Annotated in this window: 15 protein-coding genes and 4 tRNA genes; 8 read left to right on the top strand and 11 right to left on the bottom strand. The window is 69.6% G+C overall.

From position 1 onward, the window contains the following. Positions 1–100: 100 nt before the first annotated feature. Positions 101–1,036 carry an NAD-dependent epimerase/dehydratase family protein gene (locus CP970_RS22630; protein WP_224058612.1) on the top strand — a complete coding sequence of 312 codons (936 nt, stop codon included), beginning with the start codon at positions 101–103 and terminating at the stop codon, positions 1,034–1,036. 75 nt (positions 1,037–1,111) lie between these two features. Here the strand turns inward: CP970_RS22630 and CP970_RS22625 are convergent, their stop codons facing one another. Continuing rightward, positions 1,112–1,882, bottom strand: a complete 771-nt coding sequence (locus CP970_RS22625) for an IS5/IS1182 family transposase (protein WP_055546477.1) — start codon at positions 1,880–1,882, stop codon at positions 1,112–1,114. A 281-nt stretch (positions 1,883–2,163) separates the two neighbouring features. On the opposite strand from CP970_RS22625, the gene CP970_RS22615 reads away from it, so the two are divergent. Then, entirely contained in the window at positions 2,164–2,733 is a 570-nt protein-coding gene (locus CP970_RS22615) for a peptide deformylase (protein ID WP_055546475.1), read from the top strand. Positions 2,734–2,753: 20 nt separating this feature from the next. Here CP970_RS22615 and CP970_RS22610 read toward each other — a convergent pair whose 3' ends face one another. The 5 genes from CP970_RS22610 to CP970_RS22590 all read right to left on the bottom strand — a co-directional run bounded on the left by CP970_RS22610 (position 2,754) and on the right by CP970_RS22590 (position 8,018). Then, positions 2,754–4,451 (bottom strand): relaxase/mobilization nuclease domain-containing protein, encoded by a 1,698-nt coding sequence (locus CP970_RS22610; RefSeq protein ID WP_055546473.1) that lies wholly within the window; start codon positions 4,449–4,451, stop codon positions 2,754–2,756. After that, a complete protein-coding gene (locus CP970_RS22605) occupies positions 4,448–5,110 on the bottom strand; it encodes a plasmid mobilization relaxosome protein MobC (RefSeq protein WP_169801222.1) in 663 nt (220 codons plus the stop codon). Before CP970_RS22605 ends, CP970_RS22610 begins: the two co-directional genes overlap by 4 nt. Before the next feature lie 131 nt (positions 5,111–5,241). After that, the gene (locus CP970_RS22600) at positions 5,242–6,030 is read right to left on the bottom strand and encodes a DUF2637 domain-containing protein (protein WP_079043428.1); all 789 of its coding nucleotides are present in this window, start codon (positions 6,028–6,030) and stop codon (positions 5,242–5,244) included. Between the two features lie 211 nt (positions 6,031–6,241). Next, positions 6,242–7,480: a DUF3631 domain-containing protein gene (locus CP970_RS22595; protein WP_079043427.1), complete on the bottom strand. Its 1,239-nt coding sequence runs from the start codon at positions 7,478–7,480 to the stop codon at positions 6,242–6,244. Positions 7,481–7,787: 307 nt separating this feature from the next. Beyond that, positions 7,788–8,018, bottom strand: coding sequence for a hypothetical protein (locus tag CP970_RS22590; RefSeq protein ID WP_055546479.1), 231 nt, complete (start codon positions 8,016–8,018; stop codon positions 7,788–7,790). 94 nt (positions 8,019–8,112) lie between these two features. Here CP970_RS22590 and CP970_RS22585 point away from each other — a divergent pair, with 94 nt between their 5' ends. Together CP970_RS22585 and CP970_RS22580 are read left to right on the top strand one after the other, a co-directional pair. Continuing rightward, complete coding sequence (locus CP970_RS22585) at positions 8,113–8,811, top strand: helix-turn-helix domain-containing protein (protein ID WP_055546467.1); 699 nt, start codon at positions 8,113–8,115, stop codon at positions 8,809–8,811. Then, positions 8,808–10,439 carry a site-specific integrase gene (locus CP970_RS22580; RefSeq protein ID WP_055546465.1) on the top strand — a complete coding sequence of 544 codons (1,632 nt, stop codon included), beginning with the start codon at positions 8,808–8,810 and terminating at the stop codon, positions 10,437–10,439. Before CP970_RS22585 ends, CP970_RS22580 begins: the two co-directional genes overlap by 4 nt. Positions 10,440–10,473: 34 nt before the next feature. Here the strand turns inward: CP970_RS22580 and CP970_RS22575 are convergent. From CP970_RS22575 to CP970_RS22555, 5 genes are all read right to left on the bottom strand, one after another. Then, positions 10,474–10,546 (bottom strand) — tRNA-Lys (locus CP970_RS22575). 76 nt (positions 10,547–10,622) lie between these two features. Then, complete coding sequence (locus tag CP970_RS22570; RefSeq protein ID WP_055546463.1) at positions 10,623–12,173, bottom strand: amino acid permease; 1,551 nt, start codon at positions 12,171–12,173, stop codon at positions 10,623–10,625. Positions 12,174–12,287: 114 nt separating this feature from the next. Further along, positions 12,288–14,576: a DEAD/DEAH box helicase gene (locus CP970_RS22565; RefSeq protein ID WP_150493789.1), complete on the bottom strand. Its 2,289-nt coding sequence runs from the start codon at positions 14,574–14,576 to the stop codon at positions 12,288–12,290. A 289-nt stretch (positions 14,577–14,865) separates the two neighbouring features. After that, positions 14,866–15,429, bottom strand: a complete 564-nt coding sequence (locus CP970_RS22560; RefSeq protein WP_063806289.1) for a hypothetical protein — start codon at positions 15,427–15,429, stop codon at positions 14,866–14,868. Positions 15,430–15,600: 171 nt separating this feature from the next. Beyond that, positions 15,601–15,951, bottom strand: a complete 351-nt coding sequence (locus CP970_RS22555; protein ID WP_055556630.1) for a metallopeptidase family protein — start codon at positions 15,949–15,951, stop codon at positions 15,601–15,603. Positions 15,952–16,022: 71 nt separating this feature from the next. On the opposite strand from CP970_RS22555, the gene CP970_RS22550 reads away from it, so the two are divergent. From CP970_RS22550 to CP970_RS22535, 4 genes are all read left to right on the top strand, one after another. Then, positions 16,023–17,573 (top strand): metallophosphoesterase family protein, encoded by a 1,551-nt coding sequence (locus tag CP970_RS22550; RefSeq protein WP_150493787.1) that lies wholly within the window; start codon positions 16,023–16,025, stop codon positions 17,571–17,573. 81 nt (positions 17,574–17,654) lie between these two features. Next, positions 17,655–17,727: transfer RNA gene (locus CP970_RS22545), tRNA-Glu, on the top strand. Between the two features lie 39 nt (positions 17,728–17,766). Further along, positions 17,767–17,841 (top strand) — tRNA-Asp (locus tag CP970_RS22540). Between the two features lie 27 nt (positions 17,842–17,868). Beyond that, positions 17,869–17,942 (top strand) — tRNA-Phe (locus tag CP970_RS22535). Positions 17,943–17,978 lie beyond the last annotated feature (36 nt).

The raw sequence follows: 17,978 nt of genomic DNA, 5'->3' as shown, positions 1-17,978 counted from the left end.
TCACACCTTGCCATGCCAGCCCTTGCCCGGCTCTTGGCGGGGGCACACCCCAATTCGCGCTGTGCTGAGTGCCGTTCACCCGTCCTAAGGGCTGTCCCGTATGGCGATGGATCTCGTGACACGCCCCCACCTCCTGTCGAGTGCCCACCCGTTGGGCATCGTGACTGCCGATGAGACGATCACAGCCTGTCCGGATCAGGGCATTGATGAGGTCGAATGGTGGAGGCGTGCAGTGGAGCTGGGAACAGTGGTCGTCACCGGGGCGGCAGGGAACATCGGCTCAGTCGTGCGCCGGGTGTTGCGCAGCGAGGTGCGCCGCCTGGTCTTGCTCGACCGCGTTCCGCTCCAGGTCGAAGTCGCGAACGAGGTGGTTCAGATCGTCGATCTTCGGGACGCGGCAGCCGTCGAGGCTGCACTCGCGGGTGCAGACGCCGTGCTTCATCTTGGCGGCCTGCCGGACGAGGCGCCGCTTGAGGATCTTTTGGACGCGAATGTGCTGGGCACCCACCATGTCCTGGAAGCCGCCCGCCGTGCGGCGATTCCGCGGGTTGTGCTGGCCAGCAGCAACCGCGTGAGCGGGTTCTATCCCATGGCCCATCGCACCGGCCCACAGGAGCCGGTGCGCCCCGACGGCCTGTACGGGGTGAGTAAGGCAGCCATCGAGGCCCTGGGGCGGCTGTACGCGGACAAGTTCGGTGTGTCCGTGGTCTGCCTGCGTATCGGCAGCTTCGAGGAGGCACCCACCGAGTCGCGCCACCTGGCGACTTGGCTCAGCCCGCGTGATGCCGTCGGCTTTTGCCTTGCCGCGCTGACCGCTCCGCTGTCCACGCGCTTTGCCACGGCGTACGCCGTCTCTGCCAACACCCGCCGCTTCTGGGAACTCCCCGCAGAATCCGAACTGGCCTACACACCCATCGACAACGCCGAAACGCATGCGTCGCACATCACTGACTCCGATGTCCCTGCCGATCCCGAAGCCCCGCAGGCCGGCCCGTATGCCCTGCCCGAGTTCACGTTGAAACACATCCGGCCCTGACTCGCCCGTGGCCCCATGCTTGGGCGTTCCGGTGCTCATCGAAGTGAGGAGCCAACGCCAGCCACGGGGTGTGAGTCATCCGGTGAGGGCGAGGTTGTGCAGTCGAGCGATGCCGAGCATCGCGGTGTGAATGCCTTCGCCCTTCAGGCGGCAGTCGCGCAGGATCTTCCAGGTCTTCATTCGGGCAAAGACGTGCTCCACTCGTGCGCGGACCTGTTTGTGTAAGCGGTTGTGCTCCCGCTTCCAGCCGGTTAGTTCTTCCCCATGCGTGCGGCGGTGCGGCATGACCAGCCCAGTCCCTGGATAGCCGCCATCAGCTATTACGGTCGTCCGGCCTACCGCAGCCTTGGCCCCCGATTCCTCCCACGCTCTGCAGTCGTTCCGGTTGCCCGGCAGTGGCCGCCCGACCACAACGACCAAGCGGGTATCAGCGTCGATGACGACCTGGTGGTTGGTGGAGTACCGATAGTTCTTCGACTGCTCGGCTACCGCGTGATCGCGGGTGGGCACCAGCGTCCCGTCGACGATCAGCACCGCGCCTCTCGCGAACCGGCGTCGAGACGACAATGCCAGCAGTGGACCGATATGGCCGATGACCCGACCAGCCGCCGACTTCGAAATCCCGAACAGCAGGGCAAGCTGGCGCATCGTCAAGTTCGTGCGCCAGTAGGTCGCGACCAGGAGAATCCGGTCCTCAAGCGGCAGACCCCACGGACGCCCCAGTCGTGGTTCGGCTGCACTCTCGCGCTGCACTGTGATCACCAACCTGCGGAACGTGCGCGGGCTCAGCCCAGTGAACGGACCTATCCAAGACGACTCCGACGCCGTGATTATCACGCCAGCCACGTCAAGATCATCTCACTCGTGGCCAGCCGTTGCGGGACAACCCTTAGGGCCGATCTAAGCGGGTCGGACGAAGTTGGCTGCGGAGCGGGTAGGTGTCCTGCGGGAGGGCCGCGGCTACGTCAGCAGGAACCTTCGCGGCAAGCCCCGACCGTCCGCAGCGACGACGGCGAGCTACGGCAACCCACCTGGATCACGACCACACCCGCCCTGCACGCTCGGGACCGTCTGGAATGGCGGTTCCGTGCCCGGCCCGAACATGACACGGATCAAGGGGAGTTCAGGTGACGGACGTGCGGCCCAGCCAGCAGATGCGGGACCTCGGAGTCGTCCAGCGCGGCGCCGGCATCCTCACCGAACCGGCCCGCGGCTTCGACCTGCCCGCCGAGCGCGACCAGGCCGAGCGCATCGTGGACGAACTGTTCGCCGCCATGGAACGCATCGGCCAAGTCCACCCCTTCGCCAAGGGCATGGGCATCGCGGCCCCACAGATCGGCATCGGCCGCGCCGCCGCCGTCGTCCAGCCGCCGGATGACGCACCTGCCGTCATCCTGCTCAACCCGCGGATCGCCGCCCACTCGGACGAGAGTGACGAACAGTACGAAGGCTGCCTGAGCTTCTTCGACGTACGCGGACTCGTCCCCCGCCCCCTCAAGATCACGGTGGAGACCACGGCCCTGACCGGCGACGTGGTGGTCACCGAGTACGAGTGCGGCCTCGCCCGCCTCATCCACCACGAGATCGACCACCTCGACGGGCTGCTGTACACCGCACGCATGGCGGCCGGGGTCCAGCCAGTCCCCGTAGAGGAGTACCGCCAGACCGGCCGTGCGTGGGTCTACGACGGGGCTTGAACCGCTGGAAGGCTGCCGGATCAGCGTCGCCGTGTCTGCGGCGGCTGTGGCTGAGCGATTAGGTTAGCCAGTGGTGATTGCACCAGCGGGCCCGTGCGCTGTGCCGCAACCTGAGCCTGTGCCGCACGAGCGCTGGCGCTGGGCGCGGGCCGTGCGCTGAGGCGTTCGATGCGCCAGGTCAGGACCCGTGCGGGGCGGCGGGCGCCATCCAGGACGCGTTGGTCGGCGGCTTGCTGGAGGAGCTGTTCTGGGTCGTGGCCTGCCCTCTCGGCGTCCGCGAGCACGGCTGCGAGTGCACTGAAGGCCGGGTCCTCCAGAACCTGTTCCGCATGGGCAGGAACAGCCTGCCGAATGATGAGGATCTGCCGCTCCACCACCTGCCGGGGAGGCCGGTGCTGGGCGAGCACGGCAAGTGGCGCGACAACGGCCTGGTCGTAGGCATCCTGAAGGTGGAGCAGGGTCTGCTGGGCGGCGGCCACCTGCTGGTCGTGATGGCGGAGCTGGTGCCAGCGGGCGGCGGCGATGACGACGAGGATCGCGGCGTCGAGGAACATCGCCAGCGCCGTGCCATCCCTGGGAACGGGCTCGCGGACCATGGCCCGCACGGCACCGCGCAGGGTGCGGGCGTGCTGGTGCTCGGCTTGGATGCGGGAGCGGGTGGCCCGCTCGAACGCTTCGGCTGCCCGGCGGAGTTGGGAACGAGCATGAGGGGGTGCGAGGAGAGGGAGTACGTCCAGTGCTTCGCCGAAGGCGGCGAGGTGGGCCTGGGCGGCTGCGTCGTCACCGTGATCGAGGCGGTGGGGGATGAGTTCCGCGGCGGCGGTGGCCTGGTGCCAAGGGTTGGGTCGACGCTGGCTCTGTTGCTGCTCGGTGGCTTCGAGTCGCTTTCGGATCTTGGGGAAGGACAGATCCGGGGAGAGGGCAGAGCCGGAGTACCAGATGGGCTCCTGCTTGCTGTTGGTGTCGCCTTGAAGGGCGACGGTGTAGCCGCGCACGTCACCGGAGGGGAAGTGCTTGACGTCGACCAGGACGCCGTCGGTGTCCTGGAGCAGGTGGATGAACTCCTCCGTGCTGGTGGCGGCGGCCACGGCGGTGCGGACCGTGGTGCGCAGCCGTTCGCGGGCGGTGCGGTCGTGGCCGGTGCGCTTGGCCTTCTCCTGTTCGGCGCGGGTGGGGCGCTTGGCGGCGGTGCGGTTCCCGCGGACTACCTGGAACAGGCCGTACTCCTTCTCGACGGCGGCGAGTTCGCGGTCAGCGGTGAGGTAGTCGTTCCAGTGGCGTGCGGTGCGCAGATCGGCTCTGACCTTGGTGGCGGCGATGTGGATGTGGTCCGGCGCGTGCCGCACGGCGACCCAGCGACAGCCGTCCAGGTCGCCCTCGGGCGCGATGCCGGTGGCGGCGACGGCACGGCGGGCGATGTCGCCCCACTCTTCGTCGCTGAGGTGGCGGTCGGTCTCGGCGGCGCGGATCGAGCAGTGCCACACGTGCTGTTCGGGGGCGCGGCCGAGCCGCTCGGCCTGCTTGACGTGCAGGTCGAGGTCGGCGACGAGGAGCTTTTTGGTGGCGTCGAAGTCGCCGGTGGTGCGGCCGGGGTCGGGGGCGAAGCCGTCCCAGGAGGCGACCAGGTGCGGGTCGGTGTGGTCCTTGGCCTTCTTCGTGTCGTACAGGTAGCGGATCAAGTTGGCGGTGTTCTTGCCGCTGGTGATCTTCGCGATCATCGGGCCGCCTTGTGGCTGACGGCCTGGTTGGCGGCTGCCGCGATGTGGCCCACAGTCGCGCCGACGGCGTTCAGGGTGCGGTCGGTCTGGGCCAGCAGGGCGCTGTCTCCGGGGTGAGGTTGGCCGCCGGAGTTGAGCTTCTTGGTGATCTGGTTGACGTTGTGGCCGATGGCCGCAACCTGCTGGCGCAGGGCGTTGAGTTCGTCGATGTAGTCGTCGAGTGGCGAGCGTTGGCCGGGCACGGTGAGGTCGCCGTGGACGTGGGCCAGGGTGACGATGGCGACGTAGTGGGCACCGCTGATGTTCAGCGACCGAGCTTTGGCAAGGATGTCGGCCTTCTCCTCGACGCTGTACCGGGCATCGACACGCTTCTTGCGCTGGCCGTTGGGGTCGGGCTTGCGGCGGCGGGCGACTCGGTGGAGGGCGGCTTCGTCGGCGGCACGCGGCAGCGGCACAGCAGCAGCGGTGTCGGCGCTGATGCCGACGGCATGTTCCTCCTCGGGCACCCCCTGGTGCCCGAGTGCCTCCGCCACCCCCGGGGCGGAGGCTTCCCCGTGGGACCGGTCCTTGGACGGTCCAGCGGCATACCTTGCTGCGCTGTTGAGGCCGGTAGCCATCTCCCGCTGAGGGGTGGGGAGTTCGTGGTGCTGGTTGAGCATGAGTTGGGTCTCCGTGGGGGTGCTGGTGTCGTGTGCCTCGCTGTGCGCGGTCGCCGTGTCTTCGTGCTGGTCCACACGGGGACACGGGGCGAAGCCGGGGAGCGTGTAGGCGATCGGCGCGACCGCAGGGATCAGGTGGCGCCGACAGGTACCGCGTCGAGTTCCCTCTGCCGCTGGGAGACGGCTGCGTCGAGTTCGGTCTGAAGGGCGTCCTTGATCTTGTCCGCTTCCATCCGGCCGATGGTGAGGTCCTGGCTGCGGAACGTGTCCTCGATGTGGCGGCGCGAGGCACGACCCTTTCGCCCCAGTGGCGCGGTGCGCGCGAGGGCGAGCCGTTCGGGGGAGAGCTCGTTGAGCTTGTGGTCTTGCGGTTCGGCGGAGGGTTGCGGCTCCTTGGCCGCTTCGGTGGTGCCCGAAGCCACGTTGGCGGCATCGCGCGCCATGTCGGCGAGGTTGTGGCGCTCTGTGGCATTGGGCTCCTGCGGTCGAGGAGCGGGGTGGCGGTGGACGACGATGTAGAGGTGAACAGCTCCGGCCAGGGCCAGTGGGGCGATGGCGGACAGGGCGCCGACGGTGAGGTCGTCGAGCCGTAGGCCGCCGCCTGGGTGGGTCTGCTGGTTGAGGCGGACGGCGTGCAGGGCGTTGGCCCCGATGCTCGTCAGGGTGGCCGTGCCGACGAGTGCCCACACGTACACGCGGGAGCGCGTCGGGGCGGTGCGGAGCATAAGCAGAGCGCCGACGCCGATGGCGATGAAGCCGTCGATGACGAGAGGGAAGGCGTAGGTGAGCGGTCCGCGGATGTGGATGGCGACGGCCATCTGACGCAGGGCGTCGTAGGAGAGCGCGAAGGCAAAGGCGGCGAGCAGGGCGATGCCCGCGCGGATCGCAGCGGTACTCGATATGGCGGTGGGAGAGGTCAAGCGGAGGCACTCCAGGTGGGGTTGGGCGGCGGCCACCCGGCGGGGATGCGGGCAGGGGTGGCCGCCGTACGGCGTGGTGACTCGTACCACTCGTTACGTGCCTGGTCAGGGCAGGTACGAGAGAAAAGCGATGACGAGACGACTCGTTGTCAGCCGACCACTCGTACCCGCGCTGACCTGCGCGGATACGAGTGGTACGAGACAAGTCGGGTCAGGCTGCGGTGCCGGGGCCAAGCGCGGCCGGGGCCTCGGGCTGCGGGCAGTAGCGGGCCCAGGCATCGAGGAATTGGTTGCGCGCGAAGCCCTTGGCCTGGGCACTGTCGGGGAATCGGCGCGTGCTGGAGCTGATGCCGTAGTCCTTCAGCAGCTCCTGCAGACCCCGCGCGGTCAGCCCCGTGGCGCCGTACTCGGCCCACGGCGCTTCGGCATCCTCGTTGAGGCAGTCGAGCAGGGTGCGGGTCCGCAGGGCAGGCGGGTCGCCGTGGAAAACGAAAGCCCGGCGGATGTCGGTGAGGACGCGGGTCTTCAGGCCGCTGTCCTCGTCCTGCCCAGCCTCGTACGCGGCCATGGAGCGGCAGGCGGCGCGGGCGAGTGCGGGCCAGTCGCCTCCGGCGAGGTCGGCCACGATCACCAGTGGTTCCCAGGTGTCGGCCGCACGGTCCTCGACCGGCATGGACGGCTCCAGGTCCACTGCCCGCTCGTACAGCGGCGTCAGCCAGGCCGCGAGCTGATCGCGGATCGCGTTCAGGGCGGGGGTGTCGCGTCCGACGCGGAAGGAGGCCACCTTCTCGCCCGCTGCCCTGCGGCGCATCCGGATGACCACGGACCGGTCCATGATCGTGTCCGGCAGGTCACCGATCCCCGCGAGCGCGGCCATGGCGAAGGTGGGGAACGCCACCGGCTTGTGCTCGGGACCGGTGACCCGCAGCGTGGGCCGATTGCGTTGGTGTCCGGCGTTGAGCAGGCCGCGCAGCTCCTCGTTCTTCTCTGCCGCCTTGGCGGTGCCGAAAAGAGTGTCGGCCTCGTCCAGCAGGAGTGTTGGCGGATCCTCGTCGGTGATCGAGCGGAAGATCGCCGCAGGGCTGGCGTTCATCGTGATCAGCCGGTGGTGCACGGTCTCGGTCACCATGTCCAGCAGCCGTGACTTACCGCAGCGCTTGGCCGGGCCGACCACCGCCAGACGAGGCGCGTGCTGCCAGGCACGCTGCAGGTGCGTGGCCGCGATCCACAGCGTCACCGCCGTGAGGGCCTCCTCGCTGGGCATGACGACGTACCGCGTGAGCTGCGCCCGCAGATCATTCAGCAGCTGCGCGCCCTCGGTCGCCTCCGGCTCTATACCGGGTACTTCCCCGGGTCCACTCGGGGCCTGCTCCTCGGCGTCGTGGGAGCAATCACTCCGGTCGGCCTCCGTCTCCTCGTCTCCCTCGCTGCGCAGGTGCGCACCCGGCATACCGGGGATGGCAGTTGCGGGCCAGGCCGCATTAGCGGGCGCGGAATAGGAGTCGGGGTTGGTGGGTTGCACTCGGCAGCTCCTCGTCTGGCGGTCGCGGGCTCGCACGCCCTGGCCGCCGGGTCGGTTCCTGTCACTGGGGGCAAGGGAGTCACTGGGCCTCCGGCGTCGCACCGCCGGGGGCCTTCCCTCTTCTCGCGGGCACTGGGCCATGGCGAGGGATCACGAACCGTACGGCCACGTCCTGCCACAGTCCAGCGTTCCTGTGTCAGCTCGGCGCAGAAGCGTCTGCTACGCGCGCCTGTGGTCATGCGGCCAGCCCCAACAGGTTCAACAGGTCGGCGGTCACCACCCGGTAGGTGTTGCCCAGGCGCAGCACCTTGCACGGGTACAAGCCGCGCTTGGCCAGCTCGTACCCCTTGCTCCGCCCGAGCCCCAAAGCTCGGTTGCCGGTCTCCAGGTCAACGGCGGCGGGAAGGTCCAGCAACTCCTCGCGACTCATGCCCTTCGCCCGGTCGGCGGGGTCGTTCTCGCGCATGCGCGCTCCATCCATGACTGAGCCCTCGGCGAACACGACGATCGCACTCGTCTCCAGGCCATGGAATCAACGCTAAGCGAGTTAATGTGTCTACATGACACAGCATCATTCCGACCATGGAATTGAGACGGACGACGAGGACGACGTCCCCGAGTGGGTGGATCAGGTCATGGCCGCCGTGGCCGGCGAGGTCCGCAGACGGCGGAAGGAGTTGAGGTGGAGCGCGCAGGACCTGGCCGACAAGTGCGAGGCGATCGGTCACCCGATCCCCCGCAACGTGATTGCCAACATGGAGTCCGGCCGCCGCTCCAACCTGCCCCTGGTCGACGTCATGGTCCTGGCCCAGGCCCTGAACACATCCCCCATCTGCCTCATCTATCCCGTCGGCTACATCGACGATGTACAGCGACTCCCCCTCGAACACCCCACCTCCACGCTGGACGCCCTGAAGTGGTTCACCGGGGAGAGCACCGAACTCGGCGCCGAGGACGACATGCTGCGCTACTTCCGCGCCCACCACGCCGCCGAGGAGAGGCTCAGGACCGCAAGGCAGGAGGAGGAGGACGCGGGCTACAAGGCCCGGAGTGCCAACAACGCCGATCGGAAGGCCGAAGCCCTCCGCGCTCAGGCCCATGCCGCCGAGGCGGCCGAGGCGGCAAGAGTCCGCCTGAGCGAGGCCCGCGCTTTCATCAGGGAGGAAGGCGTCACGCCTCCCTACCTGTGGCCCGAGCTCGCCGCCGAGGTCGACCCACCCGAATCCGGCCCCAGCACCACTGAGGAGAACGACGTTTGAAGGGCTCCACCCACCGCCGCTGCTACTGCCGCGACCCCAAGACCGGAAAGCCGCTCGGCAAGAACTGCCCCAGGCTCTCCAGCCGCAAGCACGGCTCGTACTCCGTACGCCAGGAGCTCCCGCCCCGCGAGGACGGCACTCGCCGCACCTTCAGTCGCGCTGGCTACGAGTCCCTCAAGGCCGCCCAGGCCGACCTCGACCACGTTCGCTCCCTCATCGGTCTCGCCGAATCCGACGACGCCGACAGCGTCTCCCGTCTCGTCGCGATGCTGGAGGGGATCGTCACCGAGAAGGCGCCGCTGCCCGACGTCGAGGAGACGAGGCGGCGCCTCAACGCGGGCGTAGCCCTACGCGGCAGCCTCACCGTCGGCGAGTGGCTCGACAGCTGGTTCGCCGCGAAGAAGCGCCGCAAGACCACCCTCAACGGCTACGCCTCGCACATTCGCGTCCACCTGAAGCCGCGCATCGGGCACGTCCGCCTCGACCGACTCAATGTCGGTCACCTGGTGGAGATGTTCGACGCGATCGCCGACGCCAACGAGGTCATCGCAGCCGAGAACCAGGCCCGCCGCGAACAGAAGGCCCGCTGCAAGCCGAACAAGCCCGGCCGCCCCGTGGCCGCCGAGCGCGACCGCCTCGCCCACGAGCGGGCCAAACTCGCGGAGATGAAGCCGTTCCGGAAGCTGAACGGCCCGAGCACCTGGCAGGCCATCCGCCGCACCCTGCGCGCCGCGCTGAACTCGGCCATCGCCCAGCAGCTCATCACCTTCAACCCCGCCACCCACGTCGAACTCGCGTCGGGCAAGCGGCCCAAGCCCCTGCTGTGGACCGACGAGCGCGTACGGCGCTGGCGCGAGACGGGTGAGATACCCGGCCCGGTCATGGTGTGGACACCCCAGCAATTCGGCGTCTACCTCGATGCGGCCGAGAGCGACCGGCTCTATGCGGCCTTCCACCTCATGGGCAGCCGCGGCCTCCGCCGAGGCGAGACGGTCGGCCAGGACTGGCACGAGATTGATCTCGACGTCGGCCTCATCACTCCGGCCAAGGAGATCGTGGTCGACGGCTGGGACCCGTACGAGTCCGAACCGAAGACCGACGGCAGCGCGAACACCATCGCACTGGACTCGGCGAACGTCGCCGTGCTCCGCGACCACAAGGCCCGCCAGGATAAGGAACGCGCCGAGTGGGGCACAGCCTGGCAGGACACGGGCAAGGTCTTCACGCAGGAGGACGGCTCCTGGCTGCACCCCGAGACGATCTCCTTGAGCTTCCGCCGCATCCTCGCGACGACCAACCTACCGCCCATCACGCTTCGCGACCTGCGCCATGTCGCGGCGACTCTCACTCACGGCGGTGGCGGCGACATCCACGCGGTGAAGGAGACCCTGCGGCACTCCACCATCACGCTCACCTCGGACACGTACACGAGCCTGCTCCCCGAGGTCGACCGCGAGATCGCCGAGAAGGCCGCAAGCCTGATCCCCCGGGCCTGGAAGGCTGGGAAGGCCGAGCAATCCGCTGACGAGAGCCCTGATGACGGCCCGTCCGCTCACGCATCGCTCACGCAAGAGCCGGAAAACGGAGCAGCGTCCGAGCCGACCAAAGTCGACCCGAACGCTGCGTAGCAGGTCAGAGGGGGTTTCCCTCTCCCGCTCTCGGTAGACCGTGTGGGACTCGAACCCACAACCAATGGATTAAAAGTCCACTGCTCTGCCAATTGAGCTAACGGTCCTCGTCGGTGCACCCCCGAGCATAGCGGGAGGGACCCCGCCGTCCGATCGGGTATCGCCGTCGAGGGCCGCCGGAGGTCACGGATCCAGTGGTTCCGGCTGCCCGGAGCGCGCCGCCTCGCGGGCCAGTGTGCGCTCGTGCTCCGGATTGAGGAACCAGTGTCTGGCCGAGGCCCACCACCAGGTCGCCGCGGAGCCCAGGACGACGAGTACCGCGATCGGGGCGTAATTGAAGGTCTCCCAGGTGACCGGCGAGACCTGCGGCAGCATGAACAGGACGGTGATCACGCCGACCCAGCCCACCGCGACGACGCCGACCGGGCGTGACCAGCGGCCCAGGTGCCAGGGTCCGCGCTCGAAGGCGTCGCCACGGCGCAGCCGCAGCAGGGTCGGGATGACGTAGGCGATGTAGAGGCCGATGACGGCGATCGAGGTCACCGCCGCGTACGCCGTGACGTTGATCAGATACGGCAGGCCGAGCACCAGCGCCCCGAGCGCGGCGAGCCACACCGCGGCGACGGGGGTGCGGGTGCGCGGGCTCACCGAGTGCCAGACGTGCGAGAACGGCAGCGCGCCGTCGCGCGAGAAGGCGTAGATCATGCGGGAGTTGGCGGTCACGGACGCCATGCCGCAGAAGAGCTGCGCGCCGATCACGACGAGGAGCAGGAGCTTGCCGCCCGTCGCGCCGAGCGCGTCGAGCAGGATCTGCGCGGGCGGCGCACCCGTCGCGGACTCGCGTGCGCCGTCGTACGACTGGATGGCGAAGGTGAAACCGAGCAGCAGGACGAAACCCGCTATCCAGGACGTCCAGATGGAGCGGACGATGCCCTTCGGGCCCGCCGTCGACGCGTCGTGGGTCTCCTCCGTCATGTGCGCGGAGGCGTCGTAGCCGGTGAAGGTGTACTGGGCCATGAGCAGCCCGATGAGTACGACGTACAGGCCGCTGCCCCACCCCGTGTTGTTGACGAACTCGGTGAAGACGAACGACGCCGACTGGTGCGAGTCCGGCGAGAACGCGAGCGCGCCGACGATGACGGCGACCCCTGCCACGTGCCACCAGACGCTGATGCTGTTGAGCAGCCCCACGATGCGTACGCCGAAGGTGTTCAGGAGTCCGTGCAGCACGAGGATCGCGGCGAAGAGCAGGATCGTGCGGCCCTCGGTGACGGTGAAGTCGAACTGCAGGTTCAGGTACGCGCCGAGGAAGGACGCCGCCCCGAAGTCGATCCCCGCGGTCACGGCGACCTGCCCGAGCACGTTGAACCACCCGGTGAACCACGCCCAGGCGGCAGCGGTGCGGGTGGGCGCGAGGCGGTGCGCCCAGAAATAGAGCCCGGCCGACGTCGGATAGGCGGAACAGATCTCCGCCATCGCGAGCCCGACGAACAGCGTCATCAGTCCGACCCCGACCCATCCCCAGGTGATCAGGGCGGGACCGCCGGTGTTCATGCCGAACAGGTACATGGTGAGGCAGCCGGACAGCACCGAGATGATCGTGAACGAGACGGCGTAGTTGGAGAACGCGGACATGCGGCGGGCCAGGACCTGGGTGTAGCCGAGCTGGGCGAGGCGTTCCTCGTCGGAGCCGGGTGGCGAGGCAGGTGGTGGGCCGGGCGGTGGTGGGTTCATGCACGAGCGTTGCCCACGACAGGGACATGACACACGTCACGTTTGGCATACGACAGCGGGCCCGCCCCGAAGGGACGGGCCCGCTGCCTCAGTTCACTCGCTCAGGCGTCGGCGTCAGCCGTTGCGCTTCCAGCGCGGCTTGTCGTCGCGGCGGCCGAAGGAGCCGGTGCCCGTGCCGGAGCGGTCGCGGTTGAACGCCGGGCGGTCGTGGCCGCCGGAGCGGGCGCCGCCGGAGGGGCGGTCGTCGCGACGGTCACGGTTGAACGGGCGGTCGCTGCCGCGGTGGCCGCCGGAGGGGCGGTCGTCGCGGCGGAAGCCGGAGCCGCCACCACGGTTGTCGTCACGGCGGTCGCCGCCACGGAAGCCGCCCGAGGGACGGTCGTCGCGACGGAAGCCGGAGCCGCCACCACGGTTGTCGTCACGACGGTCACGGTTGAAGCCGCCCGAGGGACGGTCGTCACGGCGGAAGCCGGAGCCACCGCCACGGTTGTCGTCACGACGGTCACGGTTGAAGCCACCGCCACCCTCGCGGCGGTCGCCGCCACGGAAGCCGGAGCCACCGCGGTCGTCACGACGCTCGAAGGAACGGCCGCCACGGTCGTTGCCGCGGTCGCGGTTGAAGCCGCCGCGGTCGCCACCCTCGCGACGGTCGCCGCCACGGAAGCCGGAGCCACCGCGGTCGTCACGACGCTCGAAGGAACGGCCACCGCGGTCGTCACGGCGCTCGCGCTCGTAGTTGCCGCGCTCGTCGCGCTGCGGACGGCGCTCCTCGCGGGCGGCGGGCTGCTCCGGGACGGAGGCGGCGGCCTCGACAGCGGCCTCGGCGGCAGCGGCGGCCTCGGCCACCGCGGTCTCCGGGTCGTCGCCGCGCTCACGGGCGGCACGCGCGGTGAGGCGCGAGGCCTCCTCGCGCAGCTCGGTGGCGCGACGCGTCGCGCGCTCCAGCTCCTTGGTGAGGTCCTTGACCTCACGCTCGGCCTGGGTCGCGGCGTTGCCCGCGGAGTCGGCCTGCACCTCGGTCATCGAACGGGCGCCGGTGATCTCGGCGACCTCCGGGTCGAAGGTGCCGCCGCCGTTGATGATGTGGCGCGAGGCGTCGACGCCCGCGTCCTCCATCAGGCGGAAGATCTGGCGGCGCTGGTGCGGCAGCGAGAGGGACACGACCGTGCCGGAGCGGCCCGCGCGAGCGGTACGGCCTGAACGGTGCAGGTAGTCCTTGTGGTCACCGGCCGGGTCCACGTTCAGGACCAGGTCGATGCCGTCGACGTGAATGCCTCGGGCGGCGACGTCGGTCGCGACGAGCGCGTTGACGTAGCCCTTCTTGAAGTCCTCAAGAACGCGCGTACGAGCGCCCTGCGTCATGCCGCCGTGCAGCGCGTCGGCCTTCACACCGGACTCGCAGAGCTGCTCGGCGATGCGGTCGGCACCCAGCTGCGTACGGACGAAGATGATCGTGCGGCCCTTGCGCGCGGCGATGGCGGCCGTGACGGGCGCCTTGTCGCGGGGCTTCACGATGAGGATGTGGTGCGTCATGGTCGTGACGTTGCCCTGGGCGCTGTCGACCTCGTGCGTCACCGGGTTGTTCAGGTAGCGCTTGACCAGCGTGGAGATCTCGTTCTCCATCGTGGCCGAGAACAGCATGCGCTGGCCGCCGCCGGGAACCTGGTCGAGCAGCTCGGTGACCTCGGGCAGGAAGCCCAGGTCGGACATCTGGTCGGCCTCGTCGAGCACCGCGATCTGGGTGTTCTCGAGCGAGCAGGCGCCGCGGTTGATGAGGTCGCGCAGACGGCCCGGGGTGGCGACGAGGATGTCGACGCCGCGCTCCAGGGCGTAGATCTGGTTGCCCATCGACGTACCGCCGCAGACGACCTTCATCTTCAGGCCGAGCACGTCGCCGTACGGCTGGAGGGCGTCCGCGACCTGCATCGCGAGCTCGCGGGTCGGGGTCAGGATGACGCCGCGGGGCTTCTTCTTCTCGGTGCGGCCGTCGGAGGCCAGCGTCGCCAGCATCGGCAGGCCGAAGGAGAGGGTCTTGCCGGAGCCGGTGCGGCCACGGCCGAGGATGTCCTTGCCGGCCAGGGCGTCCGGGATGGTCGCGGCCTGGATCGGGAAGGGCGTGGTGACGCCGTTCTGCGCGAGCTTGCGGACGATGCCCTCGGGCAGACCGAGGTCGCCGAAGGTGAGCTCGGGCTCGGCGTCGGCGTCGGCCTCAGCGGCGTCGGTGGCGACCTCGGCCTCAGCGGCGTCGGCGTCGGCGTCGGGGGTGACCTCGGTGACGTCCTCGGCCTGAGCCGACTCGACGATCTCGACGGCCTCGGCGACGGCCTCTACGGCGTCGCTCTCGACGGCCTCGACCGACTCGTTCTCGGGCAGGACGGCGTGGTCAGAACTGAAAATGGACATGCGAAATGCGAAACCTTCCGGAGTCTCGGCACGCGCCCGTCAACTCCGTGATTTCGCAATGGACCGCCTCTATGCGGTCAGCCACGGCAAGGGAGAGTACGCGCCACGCGGCGCTCTTCTGTGTCGGCGCCGGGCAAATGGGATCAAACGATCTACCACCATACGCACCCTCCACCCCATATGGCAAACCGCCCTCCCCCGGACCCCTCTCGACCTGCGAAAACGACCCGGGCGAGCCCGCCCCGAACCCGCCCCGCCCCGAGCCCGCCCCCACGAGCCCTCCCGCGAATTACCGAGGCCCCACCTGAGGCGACGGCTCGCGCCCCGCGCTCTCCCCTTCGCGCCGCTGCAGCTGCGCGTCCTGACCGGACTCCTCGTGCGCCGATGACGACGGCTCCGGAGTGGTCGGATCCGGCGTCGGGGTCGGCGTCGGCTTGGGCGGCGTGGGCGTCGGCGTGTCCCGCGTCGGAGTCGGCTTCGGCTTCTCCGGAGACGGCTTCTCCGGCTTGCCGGGCTTCGTCGGCTCGGCCGAGGCCTGCCCGGAGGAGGACGCGGACGGCTTCGCGTCCCCCGCAGGGGACTCACCGGCCTTCACCGCCGCGTCGTCGTCCTCGCCCTTCCCCTTGCCCTTGCCCTTCCGCTTGCCGCTGCCGTGCTCCCGGTCACCGCCCGAGCCGCTGTCGCCGTCCCGGGCCACGGGGCCGCCGTCGGGCGCCGCGGCGCCGCCCCGGTGCCCGGCGGAACGCCCGGGACCCGGCGCGTTCCCGTCGTCACTGACGCTCATGCAGCCCGCGGTCGCCGCGACGGCCACCGCGACGGTGGCCCAACGGGCAAAAACGTACAACTGGCGCACGGCCGAGCACCTCCGGGGCGCTGGGAATCGGGACGCCCTGCCCAACTCCCACGGCCCGCCCAAGGACACGGAGCGCCACCCGCGCCCGGACGCACACCCGCACCCGAGCACGGCCCCCGCTCACCCGTACCCGAACAACGACCGACCCCGGTCACCTCCCCCGGACCCGGGTCACCCGTACCCGAGCGCGTGCAGCCGCTCGTCATCGATCCCGAAGTGGTGCGCCACCTCGTGCACCACGGTGATCTCCGTCTCCGCGACCACATCGTCGCGCGACTCGCACATCCGCAGCGTCGGCCCCCGGTAGATGGTGATGCGGTCCGGCAGGACCCCGGCGTACCACTCGCCCCGGTCGGTCAGCGGCGTCCCCTCGTAGAGCCCGAGCAGTTCGGGATCGTTCGACGGCGGCTCGTCCTCGACGAAGACGGCCACGTTGTCCATCAGCCGAGTCAGCTCCGGCGGAATCCGGTCGAGCGCCTCGGCGACCAGTTCCTCGAACTCCTCGCGCGTCATCTCCAGCACACCCCCATTGTCGACCACGTCGTCCGCCCCGTCCCGGCATACCCGCCCCCGCACTTGGGCATACCGGACCAATGGCCCGCGACTTCACAGTCGTTCTCCAGGGCGTACGAAGGGTGGGCAGCGCCCTCGTAGGCCACTACCGAGCTCGCCGCGGCCACCCCGTGGGCGAACTGATCAGCCCTCCGCACCCCTATGCCCGTGCGTTCAGCCTGGTCACGGTCGTCCTGGTGGGCGCCTGGCTCGGCCTGCTCATCGTCGGCAGCGTGCGCGCGCCGGTCGGCCCGATGGACACCCGGATGACGCTGCGGCCCTCCCTGTCCGGCGGCACGAAGATCAACGTCTCCCCGCTCGGCGCCCTCGAACTCCGCTCGCACACGGCCCCGATCCGCCTCGACGTGGACGTGGACCGCCTGGACCCGGTGCGCTCCCAGGCCCTGGTGGACCACCCCGAGCGGCTCGCCGGGCTCCAGGAGGAGGTGGCGCGCGACGTCGGCCACGGCACGCTCGACCTGGCCGTGCGCTCCTGCGTCGCCGTCGTCTCCGGCGCCACCGCGCTGGGCCTCGCCGTCTACCGCCGCCCGCGCCGCGCCCTGGCGGCGGGCGGTCTGGCCCTCACCCTGCTCGCGGCGTCCGGCACCGCCGCGTACGCCACCTGGAACCCGAAGTCCGTCCTGGAGCCGAAGTTCTCCGGACTGCTCAGCAGCGCCCCCTCGGTCGTCGGCAACGCCCGCAGCATCGTCAGCGAGTTCGACGTCTACCAGCAGGAGTTGGCGCGCCTGGTCGCCAACGTCACCAAGCTCTACGACGTGACGTCCACGCTCCCCGCCTACCAGCCGGACCCCACCACGATGCGGGTCCTGCACGTCTCGGACATCCACCTCAACCCGGCGAGCTGGAAGATCATCGCCTCCCTCGTCGAGCAGTACGACATCGACGTCATCGTCGACTCCGGCGACACCATGGACCACGGCTCGGCCACCGAGAACGCCTTCCTCGACCCGATCGCCGACCTGGGCGCGCCCTACGTGTGGGTGCGCGGCAACCACGACTCGCACACCACCCAGCGCTACCTGGAGCGCTTCGAGAACGTCCACGTCCTCGACGACGGCAGGGCCGAGACCGTCGCGGGCCTGCGCTTCGCGGGCATCGGCGACCCGCAGTACACCCCCGACCGCTCGGTGAAGACGCAAGGTGACGCGGTCGAGCACCTGGCGGGCATCCGCCTGGCATCGGCCCTGCGCGCGGAACGCGCGGCGGGCACCCCGGTCGACGTGGCCGTCGCGCACAACCCGACGGCGGCGCGCGAGACGGACGGCGAGGTGCCGCTCGCCCTCGCGGGCCACGTCCACCACCAGGAGATGGAGGTCATGGAGGAGGGCACGCGGCTGCGCGTCGAGGGGTCGACGGGCGGCAGCGGGCTGCGCGCGGTCGAGGACAAGTACCCCGACCCGGTCCAGGCTTCGGTGCTCTACCTGGACCGTACGACCAAGCGGCTGCAGGCCTGGGACGAGATCAAACTGGGTGGACTCGGCCTCACGAAGGCGGAGGTCAGCCGCCATCTCCCCAAGGAGAACCAGCCGGGCGCACCCCCTTCGCCGACCACCCCCGCCCCCTCCTCCTAAACCGTTTTGGCGATACCTCCCCGCATCCCATATGCTTCTCACGTCCCCGACGCGCTGCAAAGCGCCCAGGCGGGCCTCTTAGCCCTCATCGTCTAGTGGCCCAGGACGCCGCCCTTTCAAGGCGGTAGCACGGGTTCGAATCCCGTTGGGGGCACGCAACACCTTGTGCGAGACTAGTGCTCGCACAATGCTTGGTCCTGTGGAGCAGTTTGGAGTGCTCGCCACCCTGTCAAGGTGGAGGCCGCGGGTTCAAATCCCGTCAGGACCGCTTGCAGATCACCTCGGTGAACTGCGTGGCTGGGTAGCTCAGTTGGTACGAGCGATCGCCTGAAAAGCGATAGGTCGCCGGTTCGATCCCGGCCCCAGCCACTTCCCCAGAAGCTCCGCCCGGTGGGCGGGGCTTCT

This window comes from Streptomyces kanamyceticus, from assembly GCF_008704495.1.
In the GTDB taxonomy this organism is placed as follows: domain Bacteria; phylum Actinomycetota; class Actinomycetes; order Streptomycetales; family Streptomycetaceae; genus Streptomyces; species Streptomyces kanamyceticus.
The sequence above is the reverse complement of the archived record's forward strand: the minus strand, read 5'-3'. Positions and strand labels throughout refer to the sequence as shown.